This window comes from Nocardia callitridis, assembly GCF_039543305.1.
GTDB lineage: Bacteria > Actinomycetota > Actinomycetes > Mycobacteriales > Mycobacteriaceae > Nocardia > Nocardia callitridis.
Window position 1 is genome coordinate 242,939 of sequence record NZ_BAABJM010000002.1, and the last position, 21,674, is coordinate 264,612.

General features: G+C 66.6%; 17 protein-coding genes and 1 pseudogene. 4 read left to right on the forward strand and 14 right to left on the reverse strand.

The window, feature by feature from the left end; all coding sequences use genetic code 11:
• Positions 1 to 101: 101 nt before the first annotated feature.
• Positions 102 to 3,116 (forward strand): Tn3 family transposase, encoded by a 3,015-nt coding sequence (locus tag ABEA50_RS09890; RefSeq protein WP_345494946.1) that lies wholly within the window; start codon positions 102 to 104, stop codon positions 3,114 to 3,116.
• Positions 3,117 to 3,139: 23 nt separating this feature from the next.
• Here the strand turns inward: ABEA50_RS09890 and ABEA50_RS09895 are convergent, their stop codons facing one another.
• A complete protein-coding gene (locus ABEA50_RS09895) occupies positions 3,140 to 3,580 on the reverse strand; it encodes a MarR family winged helix-turn-helix transcriptional regulator (protein ID WP_345494947.1) in 441 nt (146 codons plus the stop codon).
• A gap of 44 nt (positions 3,581 to 3,624) precedes the next feature.
• Here ABEA50_RS09895 and ABEA50_RS09900 point away from each other — a divergent pair, with 44 nt between their 5' ends.
• The 3 genes from ABEA50_RS09900 (at position 3,625) to ABEA50_RS09910 (ending at position 5,984) form a co-directional block, all read left to right on the forward strand.
• The gene (locus tag ABEA50_RS09900; protein ID WP_345494948.1) at positions 3,625 to 4,308 is read left to right on the forward strand and encodes an FMN-dependent NADH-azoreductase; all 684 of its coding nucleotides are present in this window, start codon (positions 3,625 to 3,627) and stop codon (positions 4,306 to 4,308) included.
• 79 nt (positions 4,309 to 4,387) lie between these two features.
• Complete coding sequence (locus ABEA50_RS09905) at positions 4,388 to 5,164, forward strand: SDR family NAD(P)-dependent oxidoreductase (protein ID WP_345494949.1); 777 nt, start codon at positions 4,388 to 4,390, stop codon at positions 5,162 to 5,164.
• A 202-nt stretch (positions 5,165 to 5,366) separates the two neighbouring features.
• A complete protein-coding gene (locus ABEA50_RS09910) occupies positions 5,367 to 5,984 on the forward strand; it encodes a recombinase family protein (protein WP_345494951.1) in 618 nt (205 codons plus the stop codon).
• Positions 5,985 to 6,233: 249 nt separating this feature from the next.
• Here ABEA50_RS09910 and nuoN read toward each other — a convergent pair whose 3' ends face one another.
• The 13 genes and pseudogenes from nuoN to ABEA50_RS09975 all read right to left on the reverse strand — a co-directional run bounded on the left by nuoN (position 6,234) and on the right by ABEA50_RS09975 (position 21,657).
• Positions 6,234 to 7,862: an NADH-quinone oxidoreductase subunit NuoN gene (gene nuoN / locus ABEA50_RS09915; RefSeq protein WP_345494952.1), complete on the reverse strand. Its 1,629-nt coding sequence runs from the start codon at positions 7,860 to 7,862 to the stop codon at positions 6,234 to 6,236.
• Positions 7,859 to 9,484 (reverse strand): NADH-quinone oxidoreductase subunit M, encoded by a 1,626-nt coding sequence (locus tag ABEA50_RS09920; RefSeq protein WP_345494953.1) that lies wholly within the window; start codon positions 9,482 to 9,484, stop codon positions 7,859 to 7,861. Before ABEA50_RS09920 ends, nuoN begins: the two co-directional genes overlap by 4 nt.
• Positions 9,481 to 11,367, reverse strand: a complete 1,887-nt coding sequence (gene nuoL, locus ABEA50_RS09925) for an NADH-quinone oxidoreductase subunit L (protein WP_345494954.1) — start codon at positions 11,365 to 11,367, stop codon at positions 9,481 to 9,483. The genes ABEA50_RS09920 and nuoL overlap by 4 nt, the downstream gene beginning before the upstream one ends.
• Before the next feature lies 1 nt (position 11,368).
• Positions 11,369 to 11,668 (reverse strand): NADH-quinone oxidoreductase subunit NuoK, encoded by a 300-nt coding sequence (gene nuoK, locus ABEA50_RS09930; protein ID WP_345494955.1) that lies wholly within the window; start codon positions 11,666 to 11,668, stop codon positions 11,369 to 11,371.
• On the reverse strand, positions 11,665 to 12,504 hold the full coding sequence (locus ABEA50_RS09935) for an NADH-quinone oxidoreductase subunit J (RefSeq protein ID WP_345494956.1): 840 nt from the start codon (positions 12,502 to 12,504) through the stop codon (positions 11,665 to 11,667). Before ABEA50_RS09935 ends, nuoK begins: the two co-directional genes overlap by 4 nt.
• Before the next feature lie 109 nt (positions 12,505 to 12,613).
• Positions 12,614 to 13,186, reverse strand: a complete 573-nt coding sequence (gene nuoI / locus ABEA50_RS09940; protein WP_425577636.1) for an NADH-quinone oxidoreductase subunit NuoI — start codon at positions 13,184 to 13,186, stop codon at positions 12,614 to 12,616.
• Positions 13,187 to 13,231: 45 nt separating this feature from the next.
• Positions 13,232 to 14,467: pseudogene (gene nuoH / locus ABEA50_RS09945) on the reverse strand (NADH-quinone oxidoreductase subunit NuoH); the annotation flags it as partial.
• Positions 14,464 to 16,959 carry an NADH-quinone oxidoreductase subunit G gene (locus ABEA50_RS09950; protein WP_345494957.1) on the reverse strand — a complete coding sequence of 832 codons (2,496 nt, stop codon included), beginning with the start codon at positions 16,957 to 16,959 and terminating at the stop codon, positions 14,464 to 14,466. The pseudogene nuoH and the gene ABEA50_RS09950, both read right to left, overlap by 4 nt.
• On the reverse strand, positions 16,956 to 18,287 hold the full coding sequence (gene nuoF / locus ABEA50_RS09955) for an NADH-quinone oxidoreductase subunit NuoF (protein ID WP_345494958.1): 1,332 nt from the start codon (positions 18,285 to 18,287) through the stop codon (positions 16,956 to 16,958). The genes ABEA50_RS09950 and nuoF overlap by 4 nt, the downstream gene beginning before the upstream one ends.
• Before the next feature lies 1 nt (position 18,288).
• Positions 18,289 to 18,996: an NADH-quinone oxidoreductase subunit NuoE gene (gene nuoE, locus ABEA50_RS09960; protein ID WP_345494959.1), complete on the reverse strand. Its 708-nt coding sequence runs from the start codon at positions 18,994 to 18,996 to the stop codon at positions 18,289 to 18,291.
• Complete coding sequence (locus ABEA50_RS09965; protein ID WP_345494960.1) at positions 18,993 to 20,330, reverse strand: NADH-quinone oxidoreductase subunit D; 1,338 nt, start codon at positions 20,328 to 20,330, stop codon at positions 18,993 to 18,995. The genes nuoE and ABEA50_RS09965 overlap by 4 nt, the downstream gene beginning before the upstream one ends.
• On the reverse strand, positions 20,330 to 21,106 hold the full coding sequence (locus ABEA50_RS09970; RefSeq protein WP_345494961.1) for an NADH-quinone oxidoreductase subunit C: 777 nt from the start codon (positions 21,104 to 21,106) through the stop codon (positions 20,330 to 20,332). Before ABEA50_RS09970 ends, ABEA50_RS09965 begins: the two co-directional genes overlap by 1 nt.
• Complete coding sequence (locus ABEA50_RS09975) at positions 21,103 to 21,657, reverse strand: NuoB/complex I 20 kDa subunit family protein (RefSeq protein WP_345494962.1); 555 nt, start codon at positions 21,655 to 21,657, stop codon at positions 21,103 to 21,105. Before ABEA50_RS09975 ends, ABEA50_RS09970 begins: the two co-directional genes overlap by 4 nt.
• Positions 21,658 to 21,674 lie beyond the last annotated feature (17 nt).

Consider the following 21,674-nt stretch of genomic DNA (forward strand, 5'->3'; position numbering starts at 1 on the left):
AGCAGTGATGGCGTTGTGATCGGTTCGGGCTGCGGGCGGGTACGGTAGGTGCTTGGCTTGGCTGCCGATGAGGTTGGTCGGTGTGCTGGAGGTCAGGTTTCGTGGCGACGCAGGTGTTCGCGACCGAGGAGTTGGCGCGTCTGCGGGAGTTTCCGGAGATCAGCCGCGAGGAGCTGTTCCGGTTCTTCACGCTGACTCCCGCCGATATCGCATTCGTTGCACCGGGGCGCGGGCGTGGCCCGGAGGACCAGCTCGGCCTTGCGGTGGCATTGTGCACGTTGCCGTGGCTGGGGTTCGTGCCTGACAAGGTCGCCGCCGCGCCGCCGGTCGCGGTGGCACGTTTGGCGGATCAGCTGAAAGTCGATGCGTCGCAGATCCGTTCGTACGGCCGACGGGCACAGACCCGCACCACGCATCTGCGCCTGGTGGCTCAGTATCTGAGCTGGCGGCCAGCAGGTGCGATGGAGCTGAAAGAGCTGGACGAGTTCTTGTTGGCGCGGGCGATGGAGCACGATTCCCCGACCTTGCTGTTCCGGCTGGGCTGTGAGTATCTGATCTCGGCACGCGTGGTCCGGCCCAGCCCCGACACCGTGGTTCGCCGCGTGGTGCACGCTCGTGATCAGGCTCAACGCGAGACCTACGATCGGCTCGCGCACGAGCTGACTTCGCAACGCTGCGCCGAGTTGGACGGCCTGCTGGTCACCGATTCCTCGATCCGGATGTCACGGTTGCGGTGGCTGTCCACCGGCCCGGTGGAGGCATCCGCGGCCGCGGTGAAAAACGAGGTCGAGAAGCTGGGGTTCGTACGGAGCCTGGGCGCGGACACCCTCGATCTGTCGGTGCTCCCGGCGGAGCGCCGCCGATTCCTCGCCACCCTGGGCCGCCGCCTGACTCCGCAGGCGCTGGAACGCCGTGACCCGCAGCGCCGGTATCCGATCTTGTTGACAGTGCTGGCGCAGTCGGCCGCCGATGTGCTCGATGAGGTGGTAGCTCTGTTCGACCAGGCGCTGTCGGGGAAGTTCAGCGCCGCCGAGAACCGGATGCGGGAGCAACTGGCCGACCGCGCCAAGATCGGGGAAGACCGGCAGGCGCTGCTGGATGACCTGCTGAAGATCCTCATCGACCCGCAGATCTCCGACGAGGACGTGGGCGGATTGATCCGGGGTGAGGGCATCGGGTTAGAACGGTTGCGGGCCGCGATCGCCCAAGCCCAACCACGGCTGCCGCGTGACCACGGGCACCTGGCCGCCCTCGATACGTCGTATTCGTATCTGCGGAAGTTCACCCCGGTGGTGTTGTCGGCGGTCCGGTTCGCCGGCGGTACCGCGGCGACGGAGCTGCTGATCGCGGTGGACATGCTGCGCAAGCTGAACGCGACCAGCCGCCGCAAGGTGTTCGACGACGCGCCGACCGGGTTCGTGCCGACCAAATGGCGCGGCTACCTGGAGGAGGCGCGCAAGAGCGGCAACACCGTGGCCTATCGGCACTATTGGGAGCTGTGCGTGCTGCTCGGGCTACGGGACGGGTTACGCACCGGTGATGTGTTCGTGCCAGGGTCGCGCCGCTACGCCGACCCTGCCGCCTACCTGCTTACGCCCGAGCAGTGGGAGCCGCAGCGCGGCGAATTCTGTCGCCTGGTCGACAAACCAGCCGACCCGGCTGCCGCGTTGGCCGCGCTCACCGACGAATGGCACGCGGCGGTCGCCGAGCTGGAGCAGCTGCTCGCCGCCGGTGACGGGCCGGTGCGCCTGGACGAGGCCGGTGATCTGGTGATCTCACCTTTGACCGCCGAGGACATCCCGACCGAGGCTATCGAGTTGAAGGCCGAGTTGACCGAGATGCTGCCGTTCGCGCCGATCGTGTCTCTGTTGATCGAGCTGGACAAACGCACCGGCTACCTGGACTGTTTCACCCACGCGGGCGGTAAGCAGGCCCGCAGCCCGGAGTTGAAACGCAATCTGATCGCGGTGCTGCTGGCGTATTCGACGAACCTCGGATTGACCAATATGGCTGCGGCGTCGGGGATCTCCTACGACATCCTGTCCTGGACCGCGGAGTGGTATGTGCGGGAGGAGACGCTGCGCGCGGCGAACCTGGCGCTCATCGGCTACCACCAAAGACTGCCGCTGACAGCGGCGTTCGGCACCGGCACCCTGTCGTCCTCGGACGGGCAGCGGTTCCCCACCCGTGGCAAGTCGACCACCGCCCGCGCGGTGAATCACTTCTTCGCCGAGGAGGGCCTGTCGACCTACACTCACGTGACCGATCAGCACACCACCTACGGCACCAAGGTGATCGTCACCACCCGCCGCGAGGCCCATTACGTTCTGGATGAAATCCTGGGCAACGCAACAGATCTGCCGATCACCGAGCACGCGACCGACACCCATGGGGTCACCCTGGTGAACTTCGCGCTGTTCGACTTGCTCGGGATGCAGCTGTCCCCACGCATCCGGGACCTGGGCAAGATCACCCTGTACCGGCCGGTGCCGCGCGCCGAGGCCGACGCGCGGTTCTCGCACGCGGGACCGCTGCTGATCCGCAAGCTGAACCTGGACCTGATCGCCGAGCACTACGACGACCTGCTGCGGTTGGCCGGATCGCTGAAGTTCGGGCATGCCACCGCGTCCCTGCTGGTCGGCAAGCTCTCGGCCTCGGGTCGCCAGAACGCGCTGGCCGCGGCGCTGAAGGAATACGGGGCCATGCGCCGCACCATCTACGCCGCCCGTTACCTGACCGACCCGGACTACCGGCGCAAGATCTCGCGCCAGCTCAACAAGGGCGAATCCATCCACGCCCTCAAACGCGGCCTCATCTACGCCCACGAAGGAGCGTTCCGAGCGCGGCACCTGGAAGCCCAGACCGAACAAGCATGGTGTTTGACCTTGGCCACGAACGCGGTAATCGCCTGGACGACAGAGTATTACGGGCTCGCAGTGGAACAGATGCGCCGTCAGGGCCGCCGGATAGACGCCGAAGTGCTGGCCCATATCTCCCCGGCGCACAGCGAGAACATCAACTTCTTCGGCGCGATCGAGGTCGACATCGACGCCGAACTCGCCGCACTCGGCCCGACCGGCTACCGACCGCTGCGGGTGCGCGACACCTTGTTCTAACCACCGGGTCCTGCAATCACAGTTCACCCGATCCTTCGCAGCAGACTCACGAGTTGGCGGCGTTCGGCTCCGTTGAGCCCGCTGGTGACCACGGTTTCGGCGTCGCGCCACGCGACCCGCACCGCCTCGACCGCCTGTTCTCCTTGCGCGGACAAGCGCAGTCGGATCACTCGCCGGTCGGATTCGTCGTGGGTGCGCTGCACGAAGCCGGAACGCTCCATCCGGCTGATGGTCTTGGCGATCGTGGGCTGCTCGATACCCATGCGTTGCACCAGCTCGGCCTGCGTCGACTCCGGGTTCTCGTGGAGGTCGACCACGATGAGCTCTTGGCCGGGATGCAGCCCGAGCCGGGCGAGCCGCTGCGTCAGATCGACCCGGTGTGCACGCGCGGCGAGCGCGAGAGCGTAGCCGATGGGGCCGACGTCGCGAGCGATGTCGCGGCCTGACCGAGGTGGTGGTTCCATAGTCGGCTATTGTACAGTCGGCTATTATATGGTCGGCTATGTAATTGAGCGGAGACACCGTGGCGCATCTGCTGCACATCGATACCAGTCCCAGAAGAAACTCCTTCTCCCGCGAAGTCTCGGCAGTGTTCGCCGCCGAATGGCGCACCGGACACCCCGGCGGTGACTACACCTACCGGGATCTGGGCGCCGATCCCGTGCCACCGGTCGACGAGGCCCGCACCGAGATCGCGATCCAGGCATCCGCCGCGGGAATCCGAGAGCTGACCGGCATGTCGAACGTGGTGCGTACACCGGCGCAGGAGAAAAGCTGGGCGGTGTGCCGGCCACTCATCGAAGAACTCCTCGCCGCCGATGTGCTGCTGATCGCGAGTCCGATGTACAACTTCTCACTCCCCTCGACGCTCAAGGCTTGGATCGACCAGATCTCCTTCCCCTGGCTGCCGCTGGCCGGGCGGACCGCGGTCGTGGTTACCGCCAGGGGCGGCTCGTACGCGCCGGGAACACCACGTGCAGCCCACGACTACCAGGAGCCCTACCTGCGGGCCTATTTCGAGACACTCGGGCTCACGGATCTGCATTTCATCCATACGGAACTGACCAACGCACTGCACGTCCCATTCCTGGCCGAGTTCAAGGACGCTCACCAGGCATCGCGAGCTGCCGCGTTGAAAGCCGCCGCCGCACTCGCCACCTCGATCGGCCGACGGCTGCAACCGTCGAGCTGAGCAACTACTCCTGCAACAACCTTCAAGCGGGCGCTCGCAAGCCCGCAGCACCGGGAATCGGAGAAACATGGATACAGGAATGAAGGGGCGTGTGGTTCTGGTGACCGGAGCCTCCAAAGGCATCGGCGCTGCCACGGCTCGCGCATTCGGGGCCGAGCAAGCCCGGGTGGCGATCACCTATAACACCGACCGCGCGGGCGCGGAGACGGCGGCCTCGTCGGTCGAGGCAGCCGGCGGAGAGGCGATGGTCGTACCATTGCGGCTCGCCGATGCCGCCACCGCAACCGCGGCGGTGGGAGCGGTCACCGAACGCTGGGGCGATATCGACGTCCTCGTCGCCAACGCGGTCGACTGGGGCGGCGACGCCCCGCCCGACCCCAGCGTTCGGTTCGAGGATGTACCGCTCGACCACTGGCACAGGATGATCGACGCCAACCTGATCGGCACCGTGGCGGTAATCCGGTCGGTGCTGCCGGGAATGCGCAGGAAGAACTGGGGGCGGATCGTGCTGATCTCCTCCAGTGTGGCCGAGGAAGGGATCCCCGGCCCCGGCCCGTACGGCACGGCCAAATCGAGCCTGTACGGCCTGTCACGCAGTCTCGCCTGGGAAGGCGGACGGGACGGCATCCTCGTCAACGTCGTCGCACCCGGGTTCACCCTCACCGAAACCAGGGCGGCGTTTCCCGACGCCGTGATCGCCAAGCTGGCTGCGGGGACTCCGACCCGGCGACTGTCCAATCCCGACGATGTCGCCCGCCTGATCGTATTCCTGGGATCGGACGCCAACCGCAACCTCACCGGAGAGGTCCTGCGAGAAGGATCCTCCGCAGCACGCGCCCCACACGCAGGCGGCTAGCGCGTCGGGATGGCGGAGGCTTTGCTGGTCCACTCCGGCGGAGGGGGCCAGCTCAAACGCCACGACATCCTGAGCCGTTCCGTAAGACGATCGGCCACCGGAACACCGCGGCCGGGCGAATCCAGCCCTGGTCGCAGGTGTTCCGTAGAGGTGTTCCGCGAACCGTTCCGGTGAACCCCCCTCCTATGGAACGATTTCCGGCGTGATCGAGCCCTTCCGCGTCGGATACGTGCGCTGCTCCACCGACGAACAAGACGTCGAGATCCAGACCGAGCAGCTGCTCGCCCTCGCGGTGCCGCGCGAGCGGATCTTCATCGACAAAGGATTCTCCGGCACCACCCGAAAGAACCGCACCGGCCTGGACAACGCGCTCACCGCGGTCACTTCCGCAGCGGCGGCCGCGGCCGGCCGGCAGGTGGTGCTGACCACGACGAAGTTCGATCGGTTCGCGCGGAACATGGCCGAGGCCGGAGAGATCCTGACCGACCTGCGCAAGCGTGAAGTCCTGTTCGGGCTCGGCAGCTCGATCTATGACTGGCACGACCCGTTCGGCAAGCTCTTCCTGCAAACCTTGGCCATGGTCGCCGAATTCGAGGCCAACCTGAACCACCTGCGCACCCGCGAAGGCATGGCCAAGGCCCGCGCGAAGGGACGCCTCAAGGGCAAACAGCCGAAACTGCCTCTGGCAGCTCGCAAAACAATCCACCGCCGCTACCACGACCCGGCCGACGACGCGAGCCTGGCCGACCTTGCCGAGGAATACAGCGTCGGCCGGTCCACCATCCACCGCATCACCAGCGGAGACATACCCCGAGCGTAGTCACTCCCCCAACCGAACCATTGGCTAATCCTCTGACAGACAGGGGATTACGTCACATCCACCCTGATTCTCCGGGGCAGACCCATCTGCATCGGGTACCGGCACCACGCCATTACCGCTGGTCAAAGCAACTTCGTTGTTTTTCGCGCGATTACTACCGGAACCCCGATGTCTCCAACGTCCGATCCGTGCGTGCGATTTCGCGGGGAGCGACGTTCGGTCGCCGCTGAATCAGCGGTGCCGCGTTGCTCAGCGGAGGAAAGTGCCCGCGTCGGCGGCGAGGTCGAGGAGGGGTTGAGGAAAGACGCCGAGGACCAGGGTGGCGGCTGCGGTGAGGGCTATGACGGTGGTGGTGAGGGTGGGGGTGACGACGAGGGGGGCGTCTTCGGGTGGGTCGGTGAAGAACATCAGGACGATGACGCGGATGTAGAAGAAGGCGGCGATCGCGCTGCAGATCACGCCGACGATCACCAGGTAGCTCACTCGGCTCGCGGCGGCGGCTTCGAAGACGGCGAACTTCCCGACGAAGCCACTGGTGAGCGGGATGCCGGCGAAGGAGATCAGAAACAACGCGAATACCGTGGCCAGCCAGGGGGAGCGGCGGCCGAGGCCCGCCCACTGCGACAAGTCGGTCGCTTCGTCGCCGGAACGGGAACGCACCAGGGTTACCACACCGAAGGCGCCGAGCGTGCCGAGGCCGTAGGCCAGCAGGTAGAACAGGACCGCGCTGATGCCGCGGTCGGTGGCGGCGACCAGCGCGGTGAGCAGGAAACCGGCATGGGCGACAGACGAATACGCCAGCATCCGCTTCACGTCGGTCTGCGTGATCGCCATGACGGCGCCGACCGCCATGGTCGCCACCGCGATCGCCCCGAGGATCGGGCGCCAATCGTCGATCAGATTCGGCACCGCGACGTGCAGGACGCGCAATAACGCACCGACTGCCGCGATCTTGGTGGCGGCGGCCATGAACGCGGTAATCGCGGTGGGCGCACCCTGATACACGTCGGGCACCCAGGATTGGAAGGGCACAGCGCCGATCTTGAACAGCAGTCCGACGGTCAGCAGCCCGGTGCCGAGCAGTGCCAGCAGGGTGTCGTCGTGGTGCGACGTGATGGCGTCCGCGATGCCGCTCAAGCGGACCGTCCCGGCCTGTCCGTAGAGCAGCGCGACTCCGTACAGGAAGAAGGCCGACGAGAAGGCCCCGAGTAGAAAGTATTTCAGCGCCGCTTCCTGGGAGAGCAGCCGCTTGCGGCGCGCGAGCCCGCACAGCAGGTACAACGGCAGCGACAGCACTTCCAACGCGACGAACATGGTGAGCAAGTCGTCGCAGGCGGGAAACAGCAGCAGCCCGCCGACGGCGAGCATAGCCAGCGGGAAGACCTCGGTGACGGCGATTCCCGAGCGCAGCGCCGCTTGCTCGTGTGCGCTGCCGGGCACGGCCGAGGCTTGCGGGGTGAACGCGTCGACCCGGCGCCCCGCACGGGAATCGACGAGACTCCAGGTGCCGGGACCGGGTTTGTGCGTCCGCACGGGCGGTTCGGCGCCGCGCTCGGCGAGCAGCAACAGCGCGAGGATCGCCACCACGAGGAGGGTGCCCTGGGTGAACAGCGCGATACCGTCGACGGCCACCGCGCCACCCATCACGGTTTCGGCGGTCCCCGCGAGCGCGATCACGGCGACCAGCGCGGCCGACAAGCCCAGCAGACCGAGCGTCAGTTGGGTCCAATAACGAAAACGCTTGGCGACGAAGGCTTCCGCGAGCACACCGAGCACGGCGGCGCCGAAGACGATGAGCATCGGCGAAAGTGTGCCGTAGGCGATGCTCGGCGCGGGCAGCGACTCGGCGGCGACGAACACGGGTGTCACGGGGCTCATCTCGGTGCCTCTCCATGGTGTTCGGCGCCGACCGCTTCGGGCTGCGGGGGAGTCGACGGTGTCGGGTCGTCGCGGCCGATGGTGGTGAGTGTCTGTGTCACGGCGGGATTGATCAGATTCAGTACGGGCTTCGGGTAGACCCCGAAGAACACCAGTGCCGCCAGCAACGGCACCACCACGACGAGTTCGCGTGGCACGAGGTCGCGCAGCCGCTCATTACCTTCCCGCACCGGGCCGGTCATCATGCGCTGATACAGCCACAGCACATACAACGAGGCGAGTACCAGTGCCGCCGCCGCGATCACCGCTGCGGCCTGGTAGCGGCCGAAAGTGCCTACCAGTACCAGGAATTCACTGATGAATGGTGCGAGACCGGGCAGCGACAGTGTCGCAAGGCCCGCGACCAGGAAGGTGCCGGCGAGTACCGGCGCGACTTTCTGTACGCCACCGAAATCGGCGATGAGCCGAGTGCCTCTGCGCGAGACCAGGAATCCCGCGATCAAGAACAGTGCGGCGGTGGAGATGCCGTGGTTGACCATGTAGAGCGTCGCGCCGGATTGGCCCTGGCTGGTCATGGCGAAGATGCCGAGAATGATGAACCCGAAGTGCGAGATCGAGGTGTAGGCGATCAACCGCATCACGTCGGTCTGTCCGATCGCCAGCACCGCGCCGTAGACGATGCCGATCACCGCGAGTGTAATGATCAGCGGCGCATAGGTTCCCGCCGCGTCCGGGAACAGCTGTAGGCAATAGCGCAACATGCCGAAGGTGCCGACCTTGTCGACCACGGCCATCATCAGCACCGCACTGGCGGGGGTGGCCGAGACCGCCGCGTCCGGCAACCAGGTGTGCAGCGGCCACAGTGGCGCCTTCACGGCGAAGGCGAACATGAAGCCGAGGAACAGCGCGTTGAGTACCGCGGGTGCCGCACCGAGCTGCCCGGAATTCGCCGCTTCGACCACGGCGCGGAAATCGAAGGTACCGCTACCGTCGGAGCCGAGTCCGTCCCGCGCGGTGACCACATACAGCCCGATTACCGCGGCCAACATGATCAGCCCGCCGAAGAGGTTGTACAGCAGGAATTTCACCGCGGCGCGCGATCGCTGCTTGCGTAACAGGCCGTCCGCGCTGCGCGGGCCGAAGCCGCCGATGAGGAAATACATCGGGATGAGCATCGCCTCGAAGAACACGTAGAACAGCAGGATGTCCAGGGAGACAAAGGAAACCAGCACCATCGCCTCGACGAGCAAGGTCAGTGCGACGTAGGTGTGTGTCACTCGCCGTCCACTGCCGACCTCGCGGTCGTCGTGCCAACCCGCGACCAGCAGCAGCGGCACGAGTGCGGTGGTGAGCAGGACCAACACCAAGGCGATGCCGTCGACGCCGACCGTGTACCCGGCACCGAATGCCGGAATCCACTCGTGATCCTCGACGAACTGGTATTGGGCACCGCCAGGGTCGAACCGCACCGCGAGCACCACGGCAAGGGTGAAGGTGAGCACCGAGGAGCCGAGGGCCACCCACCGCGCGACCGTGCGCTGTGCGGCGGGCAACAGCAGCACGATGGCCGCGCCGAGTACCGGAAGCAACCACAGGGCGCTCATCCAGGGAAAATCTGTCACCACAACCTCACCGCCAGCAGGGCGGCGGCGACCAGCGCCGCGCCGGTGAACATGGACAGGGCATAGGAGCGCACGAAACCGGTCTGTGCCCGGCGAATTCGCGTCGAGAGCCCGCCGATCAGCGCGGCGGTCCCGTTGACGATGCCGTCGACCCCGCGATTGTCGAGGAATACCAGGCCACGCGTGAGTTGGCGTCCCGGTCGCATGAGCGCTGCCTCGTTGACGGCGTCACCGTAGAGGTCCTTGCGTGCGGCGACCGTGAGCGCGGAGACCGATTGCGGTGCGGTGTCGGGAATTTCGCGCCGCGCGTAGTTCCGGTAGGCGACGCCGACACCGATCGCGACGACGACCAGCGCGAGCGTGGTCACCACCGGCGCGGGAATGGTCGCCTCGCCGTGGTGCGCCCCGACGACCGGCTCCAGCCAGTTCTGTAGCGACGACCCCAGGACGAACAGTCCTCCGGTGACGACGGAACCGATGGCCAGCAGAATCATCGGCCCGGTCATGACGGCGGGCGACTCGTGCGGGTGGGTGTCGGGCTTCCAGCGTTGCTTGCCGAAGAACGTCATCAGCATCACGCGGGTCATGTAGAACGCGGTGAGTCCCGCGCCGAGCAGGGCGATCGCACCGAGCGCGATGCCACTGGCGCCGCCTTGATCGAAGGCGACCTCGATGATCTTGTCCTTGGAGAAGAATCCGGCGAACGGTGGCACACCGATGATGGCGAGGTAGCCGAGGCCGAACGTGATGTAGGTCAGCGGCAACAGTTTTCGCAGTCCGCCGTAGCGGCGCATGTCGGTCTCGTCGTCCATCGCGTGCATCACCGAACCGGCTCCGAGGAACAATCCTGCTTTGAAGAAGCCGTGGGTGAGCAGGTGCATGATGGCGAACGCGTATCCGGCGGGTCCGAGGCCCGCGGCGAGCACCATGTAGCCGATCTGGCTCATGGTCGAGGCGGCGAGTGCCTTCTTGATGTCGTCTTTCGCGCAGCCGATGATCGCGCCGAACAACAAGGTGATCGCGCCGACGAGAATCACCGCGAACCGCGCGTTCGGCGCCAGATCGAAGACCGGACTGGAGCGGGTGATCAGGTAGACGCCCGCGGTAACCATGGTGGCGGCGTGGATGAGCGCGGAGACCGGGGTCGGACCTTCCATCGCGTCGCCGAGCCAGGATTGCAACGGCACCTGTGCTGATTTCGCGCACGCGCCGAGCAGCAGCAACAGCCCGATCGCGGTGAGTGTTCCCTCGCCGGCACCCGACGCGCTCGCGAACACGGTGTCGAAGTCGAGGGAGCCGAAGGTCGCGAACAGCACGACCATGGCGATCATGAGGCCCATGTCGCCGACCCGGTTGACCACGAACGCCTTCTTGGCCGCCGTTGCCGCGCTGGGCTTTTCGTGCCAGAACCCGATCAGCAGGTAGGAGGCGAGGCCGACGCCCTCCCAGCCGAGGTAGAGCACGAGGTAGTTGTTGGCAAGGACCAGCAGCAGCATGGCCGCCAGGAACAGGTTGAGGTAGGCGAAGAACCGGCGTCGTGCGGGGTCGTGGCTCATGTAGCCGATCGAGTAGACGTGGATCAACGATCCGACGCCGGTGATCAGCAGCGCGAAACACACCGAGAGTTGGTCGATCTGGAGCCCGAAGTCCACCTGGAGTCCGGCGACGGGCACCCAGCTGAACAAATCGGCACCGATGGCTCGCGCTCCGCTGTCGCGGCCGAGCATCCCGAAGAATGTCACCGCGGCGACGACGAACGACGCGACCGCCATGAGGGTGCCGAGTAGGTGCCCCCACGCGTTGCTGCGGCGCCCGACCAACAGCAGGATCAGCGCGCCCGCGAGGGGGAGCGCGGGCAGCAGGACGAGCGTTGCGGTATCCACGTCAGAACTTCAGCAGGTTGGCGTCGTCGACCGAGGTCGAGCGACGGGCGCGGAAGATGGTCATGATGATCGCGAGGCCGACGACGACCTCGGCGGCGGCGACCACCATGGTGAAGAACGCGAAGACCTGCCCGTCGAGATTGTCGTGCATGCGTGCGAAGGTGACGAAGGCCAGATTCACCGCGTTGAGCATCAGCTCCACGCACATGAACACCACGATCGCGTTGCGCCGCAACAACACTCCGGCCGCGCCGATGGTGAACAGCAGGGCGGACAGATACAGATAGTTCTCGGGGTTCACCGCTGGCCTTTCTCGTCGCTGTGCTCATCGAGGGCACCGGGGTGCTCGACGCTTCCGGGGTTGCCGACCGAGATGATGGCCGCCTCGGTGAGCGCTCGGGAGCGACGGTGGCGCAGGATCGTGCTCACCGACAGTTCCTCGAACGAGCCGTCGGGCAGTCGCGCCGGAATGTCGACCGCGTTGTGCCTGGCGTAGACGCCGGGGGTGGGCAGAGGGGTGGCGCGGTGACCGGGTTCGCGGAAGCGGCGTCGTGACATTTCGCGTTGTCCATTGTGTGGTCCGAAGCGTTCGCGGTGAGCAAGCACCATCGCGCCGATGGTGGCGGTGATCAGCAGGGCGCCGGTGAGTTCGAAGGCCCACACGTAGCGGATGAACAGCAGTTCGGCCAGTTCGGCGATCACGTCGCGCCCGCCGAAACCGTGTGCGGGGAAGACGATTCCGGATTCGCGCAGGCCGGTGCCGATGCCGCCGATGAGGAGGAACCCGAAGCCGAGGCCGACCACCACGGCGGCGATGCGCTGTCCGCGCAGCGTTTCCTTCAGCGATTCGGCGGAGTCGACGCCGACGAGCATGAGGACGAAGAGGAACAGCATCATCACCGCGCCGGTGTAGACGACGATCTGCACGACCCCGAGGAACAACGCGTCCTGGGCGATGTAGAACACGGCGAGCGTGATCATGGTGGCGGCCAAGCAGATCGCGGAGTGCACCGCGCGTTTGGCGAACACCATTCCGAGCGCACCGATGAGGGCCAGCGGCCCGAGGATCCAGAACTGAACGGCTTCGCCGGTGGAGGTGTGGGTCAGCGTCTCAGCGGCCATGAGTGCGGTACTCATCGCGGGTCCTCGTGGAGGTCGTCGGCGCCAGATCCCTTGTCGCTGTGTGGTTCCCAGCCGCCTTCGGGCTCGTTGACGTCATGCGGGTCCCAGCCGCCGTCGGGTTCGTTCATTTCGGCTCTCCCTGCGTTCCGACGGTGGCGGGCTCTCGTGGGGATTCCGTGCTCCGGGCGGCACCGGATTGCTTGGCGCCGTGGGGTTCCCAGCTGATATCGGGTTGGCTGATCTCGCCGAGCACATTGCCGAGGTAGTAGTCGGCCTGGTCGGTGCCTGGCGCCATGGCGTGCGGTGGCGCGGTCATGCCCGGCTCCATGGGTGCGAGCAGCCGGTCCTTCTCGTAGATGAGGCCCGCGCGGTTGTCGTCGGTCATCTCGTAGTCGTTGGTCATCGTCAGTGCCCGGGTGGGGCAGGCCTCGATGCACAGGCCGCAGCCGATGCAGCGCAGGTAGTTGATCTGGTACACGCGGCCGTAGCGTTCGCCGGGCGAGAAGCGTTCCTCGTCGGTGTTGTCGGCGCCTTCCACGAAGATGGCGTCGGCGGGACACGCCCACGCGCACAGCTCGCAGCCGATGCATTTCTCCAGGCCGTCGGCGTACCGGTTGAGTTGGTGGCGGCCGTGGTAGCGGGGTGCGGTCGGCACCTTCTGCTCGGGGTAGAACTCGGTATTCGGCTTCTTGAACATGGTGGCGGCGGTGACCGCGAACCCGGCCAGCGGGTCGAACAGGCCGGGACGTGGGGCGTCGGCGGTGCGCTCGGGTAACGGTGGCGTCGGGAAGCCGAGGAACACCGTGGAGTCCGGCCGGTCGGGGTCCTCGGTCGGCGGCGCCGACCCAGCGGCTCGGCCCGCGCGCAGGAACCTGCCGATGATCAAGGCGGTGATGACGATTCCGCCGATGACCAGGATGGGCGTTTGTACGGGGTAGCCCTCGTTGTCGAGTACCCGTGCGGTGGCGACGATCATCACCCACAGCAGCGACGTGGGGATGAGTAGCTTCCAGCCGAGACCCATGAACTGGTCGTAGCGCAGCCGAGGCAGCGTGCCGCGCAACCAGATGAACACGAACAGGAACGACCAGACCTTGAGCGTGAACCACAGCACCGGCCACCAGCCGGAGTTCGCGCCGTCCCACATGTTCAACGGCCACGGCGCATGCCAACCACCGAGGAACAGGGTGGTCGCCAATGCGGAGACGGTGCCCATGTTGACGTATTCGGCGAGCATGAACATGGCGAACTTCAGCGAGGAGTACTCGGTGTGGAACCCGCCGACGAGTTCGCCTTCCGCCTCGGGAAGGTCGAACGGCGCACGGTTGGTCTCGCCGACCATCGCGACGCAATAGATCAGGAACGAAGGCAGCAGCAGGAACACATACCAGGTGCCCTCCTGTGCGGCGACGATGCCCGAGGTGGCCATGGTGCCACCGAGCAGGAAGACCGTGGCGAAACACAGCGCCATCGCGATCTCGTAGGAGATCACCTGCGCGGTCGAGCGCAAGCCACCGAGCAGCGGGTACGTGGAGCCCGACGACCAGCCCGCGAGCACGATTCCGTACACCCCGATCGAGGTGATCGCGAGAATATAGAGCACCGCGACCGGCATGTCGGTCAGTTGCAGCGCGGTCCTGTGCCCGAAAAACGACACCTCGGGGCCGAACGGGATCACCGCGAACGCCATGAAGGCGGGGATCACCGAAATGATGGGGGCGAGAATGTAGATCGGCTTGTCGACGATGGCGGGAACGATGTCTTCCTTGAGTGCCATCTTCACGCCGTCGGCGATGCTCTGCAACGATCCGAACGGACCGACGCGATGCGGACCGATCCGCATCTGCATGCGCGCCACGATCTTACGTTCCGCGACCACCGCGATCAGCGGGATCAACATGAGGAACACGAACACCGCGAGGGCCTTGACGATCACCAGCCACAGCGGGTCGTAGCCGAACAACGAAGGATCACTCATGATTGCGCTCCTCGGTCGGCCGGTGACTCGGCCTGCTCGGTGTCGGCGCGCCGCAGCCGCACGACCGCGCCGGGCTTGGTGGCCAGCTGTTCGGTGATCGAGCAACCGGGTGAATGCTGCGGCACCCACACCACGCGGTCGGGCAGATCGGCGATCGACAGGGGCAGCGTGACGCGGCCGGTGTCGGTGGCGACGATCACCGAATCCCCCTCCGCAGCACCGAGTTCCGCAGCCGTCGCGGCCGAGAGGCAGGCGACGGACGGGTGCGCGGTACCCGCGAGATGCGGTTCACCGTCTTGCATCCGGCCCAGGTCGAGCAGGAGACGCCAGCTGGCCAGGACGGCGGTGCCAGCGATCGGCTGGGGGAGTGGCTGCGGCAGATTCACCGGTGGCGCGGCCGGCGTGCCGCCCCAAGCGCCGAGCCGGGTGAGCTCCTCGCGTGCGGTCGCTCGATCGCGCAGTCCCAGCGGGACTCTCATCTCCTCGGCGATCGCTTGCAGCACTCGCTGGTCCGACAGCGGCGCGGCCTGACGGCGTGTCATGTCGTCGCCGAGCGCGGCCTCGAACGGCCGGGCCCTGCCCTCCCAGGTGCGGAAGGTGCCCGATTTCTCCATCGCCGACGCCACCGGGAACACCACATCCGCACGGTCGGTGACGGCGCTGTGGCGCAACTCCAGGCTGACGACGAACGGCGCGGTCTCGATAGCGGCCAGTGCCGCCGCGGGATTCGGCAGATCGGCGAGTTCGACGCCGCCGATGACGAGGGCACCGAGTTCGGGCGCGCAGGCAAGGATCGATTCGGTATCGCGACCCGCGCCGACCGGCAGTTCGGCCATGTTCCACACCGCGCCCACCTGCTTGCGTGCGACGGGGTCGGCGACGGGGCGCCCGCCGGGCAGCAAGCCTGGCAGCGCGCCCGCCTCCAACGCTCCGCGCTCGCCGGCCCTGCGCGGCACCCAGGTGAGTGCGGCGCCGGTGTCGTCGGCCAGTCGGATCGCCGCCGACAGTGCGCCGGGGATACCCGCCATCCGTTCACCGACCAGCATCACCGCGCCCGGTGCGCGCAGCAGATCCGCGACTCGCGCGAGTTCCTCGGCATCGGTTCCCGGCGTGCTTGCCTTGGTGCGCAGCGCGTCGAGCAGTTGTGGCTCCGCGCCGGGCACCGTGCGCAGCAGCGTGCCCGACATGCGGGTCAGCCCACGTGAGGACAGTGCCGCGACGGAATACACCGGCAGGCCCTGCTTGCGCGCGGCCTTACGCAGCCGCAGATAGACGATCGGGGATTCCTCTTCCGGCTCGAACCCGACCAGTAGGACGACCGGCGCGGTCTCCAGGTCGCGGTAGCCCACCGTCATCGGACTGCCCGCGACCCGTGCGGCGAGGAAGTCGGCCTCTTCCACCGAGTGCGCTCGCGCACGGAAATCGATGTCGTTGCTGTCCAGGGCCATTCGAGCGAACTTGCTGTAGGCGTACGCGTCCTCCTCGGTGACGCGACCGCCGACGAGTACACCGGCATTGCCGTGCGCACGTGCCAGACCCGCTGCGGCGACATCCAACGCCTGCGACCAGGAGGCGGGCGCGAGGCGGCCGTCGGCGGCGCGCACCAGCGGTGTGGTGAGTCGGTCGCGTTCGGTGGCGTAGGCGAAGGCCCAGCGCCCCTTGTCGCAATTCCATTCCTCGTTGACCTCGGGGTCGTCACCCGCCAGTCGACGAAGCACCTTGCCCCGGCGATGGTCGGTGCGCTGCGCGCAACCGGAGGCGCAGTGCTCGCACACATTCGGGCTGGAGACCAGGTCGAAGGGTCGGGCGCGGAAGCGATAACCGGTGCCGGTGAGCGCGCCGACCGGGCAGACCTGCACGGTGTTTCCGGAGAAATACGAGTCGAGCGGTTCGGCCTCCGCGGTGCCGACCTGTTGCAGCGCACCACGATCCACCATCTCGATGAACGGGTCGCCCGCGATCTGCGCCGAGAACCGCGTGCACCGCGCGCACAGCACGCAACGTTCTCGATCGAGCAAGACGGCCGACGACAACGGGATCGGTTTCGGGTAGGTGCGCTTGGCCCCCTCGAAGCGCGATTCCGGCCGACCGCTCGACATCGCCTGGTTCTGCAACGGGCATTCGCCGCCCTTGTCACACACCGGGCAGTCCAGCGGATGGTTGATCAGCAACAGCTCCATCACCCCGGCCTGCGCCTTGTCGGCGACGGTCGAGGTGAGCTGGGTGCGCGCGACCATACCTTCGGTGACCGGAATCGTGCAGGAGGCCACCGGTTTACGCTGGCCTTCCACCTCGACGATGCACTGGCGGCACGCGCCGACCGGCTCGAGCAGCGGGTGATCACAGAAGCGGGGGATCTGGATGCCGATGAGTTCGGCGGCCCGAATGAGCAGCGTGCCAGGGGGAACGCTGACGGTGGTGCCGTCGATGGTGAGCGATACCAGTTCGGCGGGTGTCACTTCGCTGGTGCCGGAATTGACGGTGGCGGTCATCGCGGTCCTTCCACTGCGGCAGCGGGTCGGTCGGCCCATGCGGTGGTGCGTGCCGGATCGAAGGGGCATCCGCCGCGCAGATGCTCGGCGTATTCCGCGCGGAAGTACTTCAGCGAGGAGACGATCGGGCTGGCGGCGCCGTCACCGAGCGCGCAGAACGACTTGCCGTTGATGGTGTCGGTGATGTCGAGCAGCGTGTCCAGGTCTGTTTCGGTGCCCGCGCCGGATTCGATGCGGTGCAGCAACTGCACCAACCAGTAGGTGCCTTCGCGGCACGGTGTGCATTTTCCGCACGACTCGTGGGCGTAGAACTCCGTCCAGCGCAGCACCGCGCGCACCACGCAGGTGGTCTCGTCGAAGATCTGTAAGGCCTTGGTGCCCAACATCGATCCCGCGGCGGCCACACCTTCGTAGTCCAGGGCGACATCGAGGTGTTCCGCGGTGAACAGCGGCGTCGACGAGCCGCCCGGCGTCCAGAATTTCAGTTCGTGTCCTGCGCGTACCCCACCCGCATAGCCGAGCAGCTCACGCAGCGTCACGCCCAACGCCGCCTCGTATTGACCGGGACGTGTGACGTGACCCGAGAGCGAGTACAGCGTGAATCCTGGCGATTTCTCGCTACCCATGGACCGAAACCAGGTGGCGCCGTGGTTGATCACCGCGGGCACGCTGGCGATGGATTCCACGTTGTTGACGACCGTTGGGCAGGCGTAAAGCCCGGCGACGGCGGGAAACGGCGGGCGCAAGCGCGGTTGGCCGCGCCGACCCTCCAGCGAATCCAACAGCGCGGTTTCCTCGCCGCAGATATAGGCACCGGCACCCGCGTGCACGATGAGTTCGAGGTCGTATCCGGAACCGAGGATGTCGCGGCCGAGGTAGCCCGCCGCGTAGGCCTGGGCGACGGCGGCTTGCAGCCTGCGCAGCACCGGAACCACTTCACCGCGCACGTAGATGAACGCGTGCGCCGCGCGGATCGCGTACGCCGCGATGATCACGCCTTCGATCAGGGTGTGCGGGGTCGCGAGCATGAGCGGAATGTCTTTGCAGGTGCCCGGTTCCGACTCGTCGGCGTTGACCACCAGGTAGTGCGGCTTCTCTAGACCGTCGGGGCCGGGCCCCCGCGGGATGAAACCCCATTTCATGCCGGTGGGGAAGCCGGCACCACCGCGACCACGCAGGCCCGCGTCCTTGACCGCCTGGATGACGTCGTCGGGTGGCAGCTGCAATGCCTTGCGCAGGGCGGTGTATCCGTCGTGCTCGGTGTAGGTCTCCAGCGTCCAGGACCGTGGATTGTCCCAGTGCCGACTGAGGACGGGTGTCAGCGTCATGTCAGCTGCCCTCCGAATCCGGTTGCGGCGCACGCATGTCCTGTTCGCGCGCGACGCGCAGTCCCGCGAGGGTGGGCTCCGGGGCGGCGCCGTCGAGGGCGCCCGGACGTTGGTCGGGGAAGCCGGCGAGGATTCGCGCGGTGTCGCGAAAGGTGCCGAGCGGTGCGCCCCTGCTCGGCACCACCTGCTGACCCGCACGCAGTGCATCGAGCAGCGCGCGCGCCGATTCCGGTGTCTGGTTGTCGAAGAACTCCCAGTTGATCATCATGACGGGCGCGAAATCGCAGGCAGCGTTGCATTCGACGTGTTCGAGGGTGATCGCGCCGTCCTCGGTGGTCTCGCCGTGGCCGATGCCGAGATGCCGTTGCAGTTCGGCGAGGATCGCATCGCCGCCCATCACCGCGCACAGCGTGTTGGTGCATACGCCGACGTGGTAGTCGCCGGTGGGAGCGTGCCGGTACATCGAGTAGAAGGTGGCGACCGCGGTGACCTCCGCGCCGGTCAAGCCGAGCAGTTCGGCGCAGAAGTCGATCCCACTGCCGGTGACGTAGCCTTCCTCGGCCTGCACGAGGTGCAATAACGGCAGCAGCGCCGAACGCGGATGCGGATAGCGTCCGATGATCTCCTTGGCGTCGGGTTCCAGGCGCGCGCGGGTCTCGGGTGCGTACGGCTGTGGCCGGGTGCTGAGCTTCAACAGGATCTGGGTCATCGGTCGACTCCGCCCATCACCGGGTCGATGCTGGCGACCGAGGCGATCACGTCGGCGACCATGCCGCCTTCGCACATCGCCGCCACCGCTTGCAGATTCGTGAACGACGGGTCGCGGTAGTGCACCCGGAACGGGCGGGTGCCGCCGTCGCTGACCATGTGCACGCCGAGTTCGCCGCGCGGGGATTCGACCGCCGTGTATACCTGTCCCGCCGGGACTCTGATGCCCTCGGTGACCAGTTTGAAGTGGTGGATCAGGCCCTCCATGGACTTGCCCATGATCTTGCCGATGTGTTGCGGCGAATTGCCCATGCCGTCGGGGCCGACGGAAAGGTCTGCGGGCCAGGCGATCTTCTTGTCGTCGACCATCACGGGCCCCGGCCGCAATCGGTCGAGGCATTGCTCGACGATCTTCAGCGACTCCTTCATCTCCTCCACCCTGATCACGAAGCGGCCGTAGCAGTCGCAGCCGGTGGTGGTGGGAATGTCGAATTCGTAGTTCTCGTAGCCGCAGTAGGGCTGCGATTTGCGCAGGTCGTGCGGCAGTCCGGTGGAACGAAGGACCGGCCCCGTCATGCCGAGCGCCATACAGCCGCGCAGGTCCAGGTAGCCGACGTCCTGGGTGCGTGCCTTCCAGATCGGGTTCGCGGTGAGCAGGTGCTCCATGTCGCGCAACCGGCCCGGCAGCACCTCGAGCAGCTCGCGCACCTTGGTGACGCCGTCCTCGGGCATATCCTGCACCAGGCCGCCGGGCCGAATGTAGGCGTGGTTCATCCGCAGGCCGGTGATGGTCTCGAACACGTCGAGGATCAGTTCGCGCTCGCGGAATCCGAACAACATCGGGGTGAGCGCACCCAGTTCCATGCCTCCGGTGGCGAGCGCGACCATGTGCGAGGAGATCCGATTGAGCTCCATGAGCAGGACCCGAATGATGCTGGCGCGCTCGGGAACCTGCTCGGTGATGTCGAGCAGCTTCTCCACGCCGAGGCAGTAGGCGGTCTCATTGTAGAACGGCGACAGGTAGTCCATGCGAGTGACGAAGGTGACGCCCTGGGTCCAGTTGCGGAACTCGAGATTCTTCTCGATTCCGGTGTGCAGGTAGCCGATTCCGCAGCGCGCCTCGACGACGGTCTCGGCCTCGATCTCCAGGATCAGCCGCAGCACACCGTGTGTTGACGGGTGCTGCGGACCCATATTGACGACGATGCGTTCTTCGTCCGAGCCCGCCAGCGAGTCGCTGACCTGTGCCCAGTCCTGCCCGGCGACGGTGACGGTCCTGGGTTCCTCCGGTGGCCGCTGTTCGGTGACGTGCGGCCGAAAGTCGGTGTCGCTCATCAGTTGTACGCCCTCCGCTCGTCGGGCGGCGGTATTCGCGCACCCTTGTATTCGACCGGTATCCCGCCGAGCGGGTAGTCCTTGCGCTGTGGGTGGCCGCGCCAGTCGTCGGGCATCAGGATCCTGGTGAGCGAGGGGTGACCGTCGAACAGGATGCCGAAGAAGTCGTAGGTCTCGCGCTCGTGCCAGTCGGTGGTCGGATACACCGCATGCAGCGACGGAATGTGCGGATCATCGTCGGGCGCCGAGGTTTCCAGGCGCAACCGACGGTTGTGCGTGATCGACAGCAGCGGATACACCGCGTGCAATTCGTGGCCATGGTCGTCGGGGTAGTGCACTCCGCTGACGCCGAGACACAACTCGAAGCGTAGCGCCGGATCGTCGCGCAGCGCGGCGGCGACCGAGGGCAGATGTGCACGGTGCACGTGCAGGGTCAGTTCGCCGCGAAAGACGACGATCCGTTCGAGCGCTGTTTCCCAGGCGAGGTCTTCGGCGGCGAGTGCGGTGCGCAGGGTGTCGACGGTCTCGTCGAAGTAACCGCCGTAGGGTGCGGGACTGCTGCCGGGCAGGGTGACGGGTCGGACCAAGCGGCCGTATCCGGAGGTGTCGCCACTGCCCGTGACACCGAACATGCCCCGGCGCACGCCGATCACCTCGTTGTCGGCCGCCGCGGCCTCCTCGGGTGGGAGGGTGGCCTCCGGGCCCGCGGTGGCCGCGCCGTCCGTATCGTCCTGTGCGGCACGGCGTTCGGATTCTCCCGGTGGGTCGAGCGTCATCGCAGCAGACCTTCCATCCTGATGGTCGGCGTACTGGCCAGCGCGGCCTGTTCGGCGGCGCGGATCGCTTCCTCGCGATTGACACCCAGTGGCATCTGCTGGATCTTCTCGTGCAGCGCCATGATCGCGTTGAGCAGCATCTCGGGCCGCGGCGGGCACCCGGGCAGGTAGATGTCGACCGGAACGACATGGTCGACACCCTGCACGATCGCGTAGTTGTTGAACATCCCGCCCGAGGAGGCGCACACCCCCATCGAGAGCACCCATTTCGGTTCCGGCATCTGGTCGTAGACCTGGCGCAGGACCGGCGCCATCTTCTGGCTGACCCGTCCGGCGACGATCATCAGATCGGCCTGGCGCGGGGAGGCGCGAAACACCTCCATACCGAAGCGTGCGACGTCGAATCGGCCGCCGCCGACGGCCATCATCTCGATGGCGCAGCAGGCGAGGCCGAAGGTGGCGGGCCACAACGACCCCTTACGCAGATATCCGGCGAGATCTTCCACCGTGCTCAGCAGAAATCCACTGGGCAGATTCTCCTCTAGACCCATTTTCGACGACACTCGCT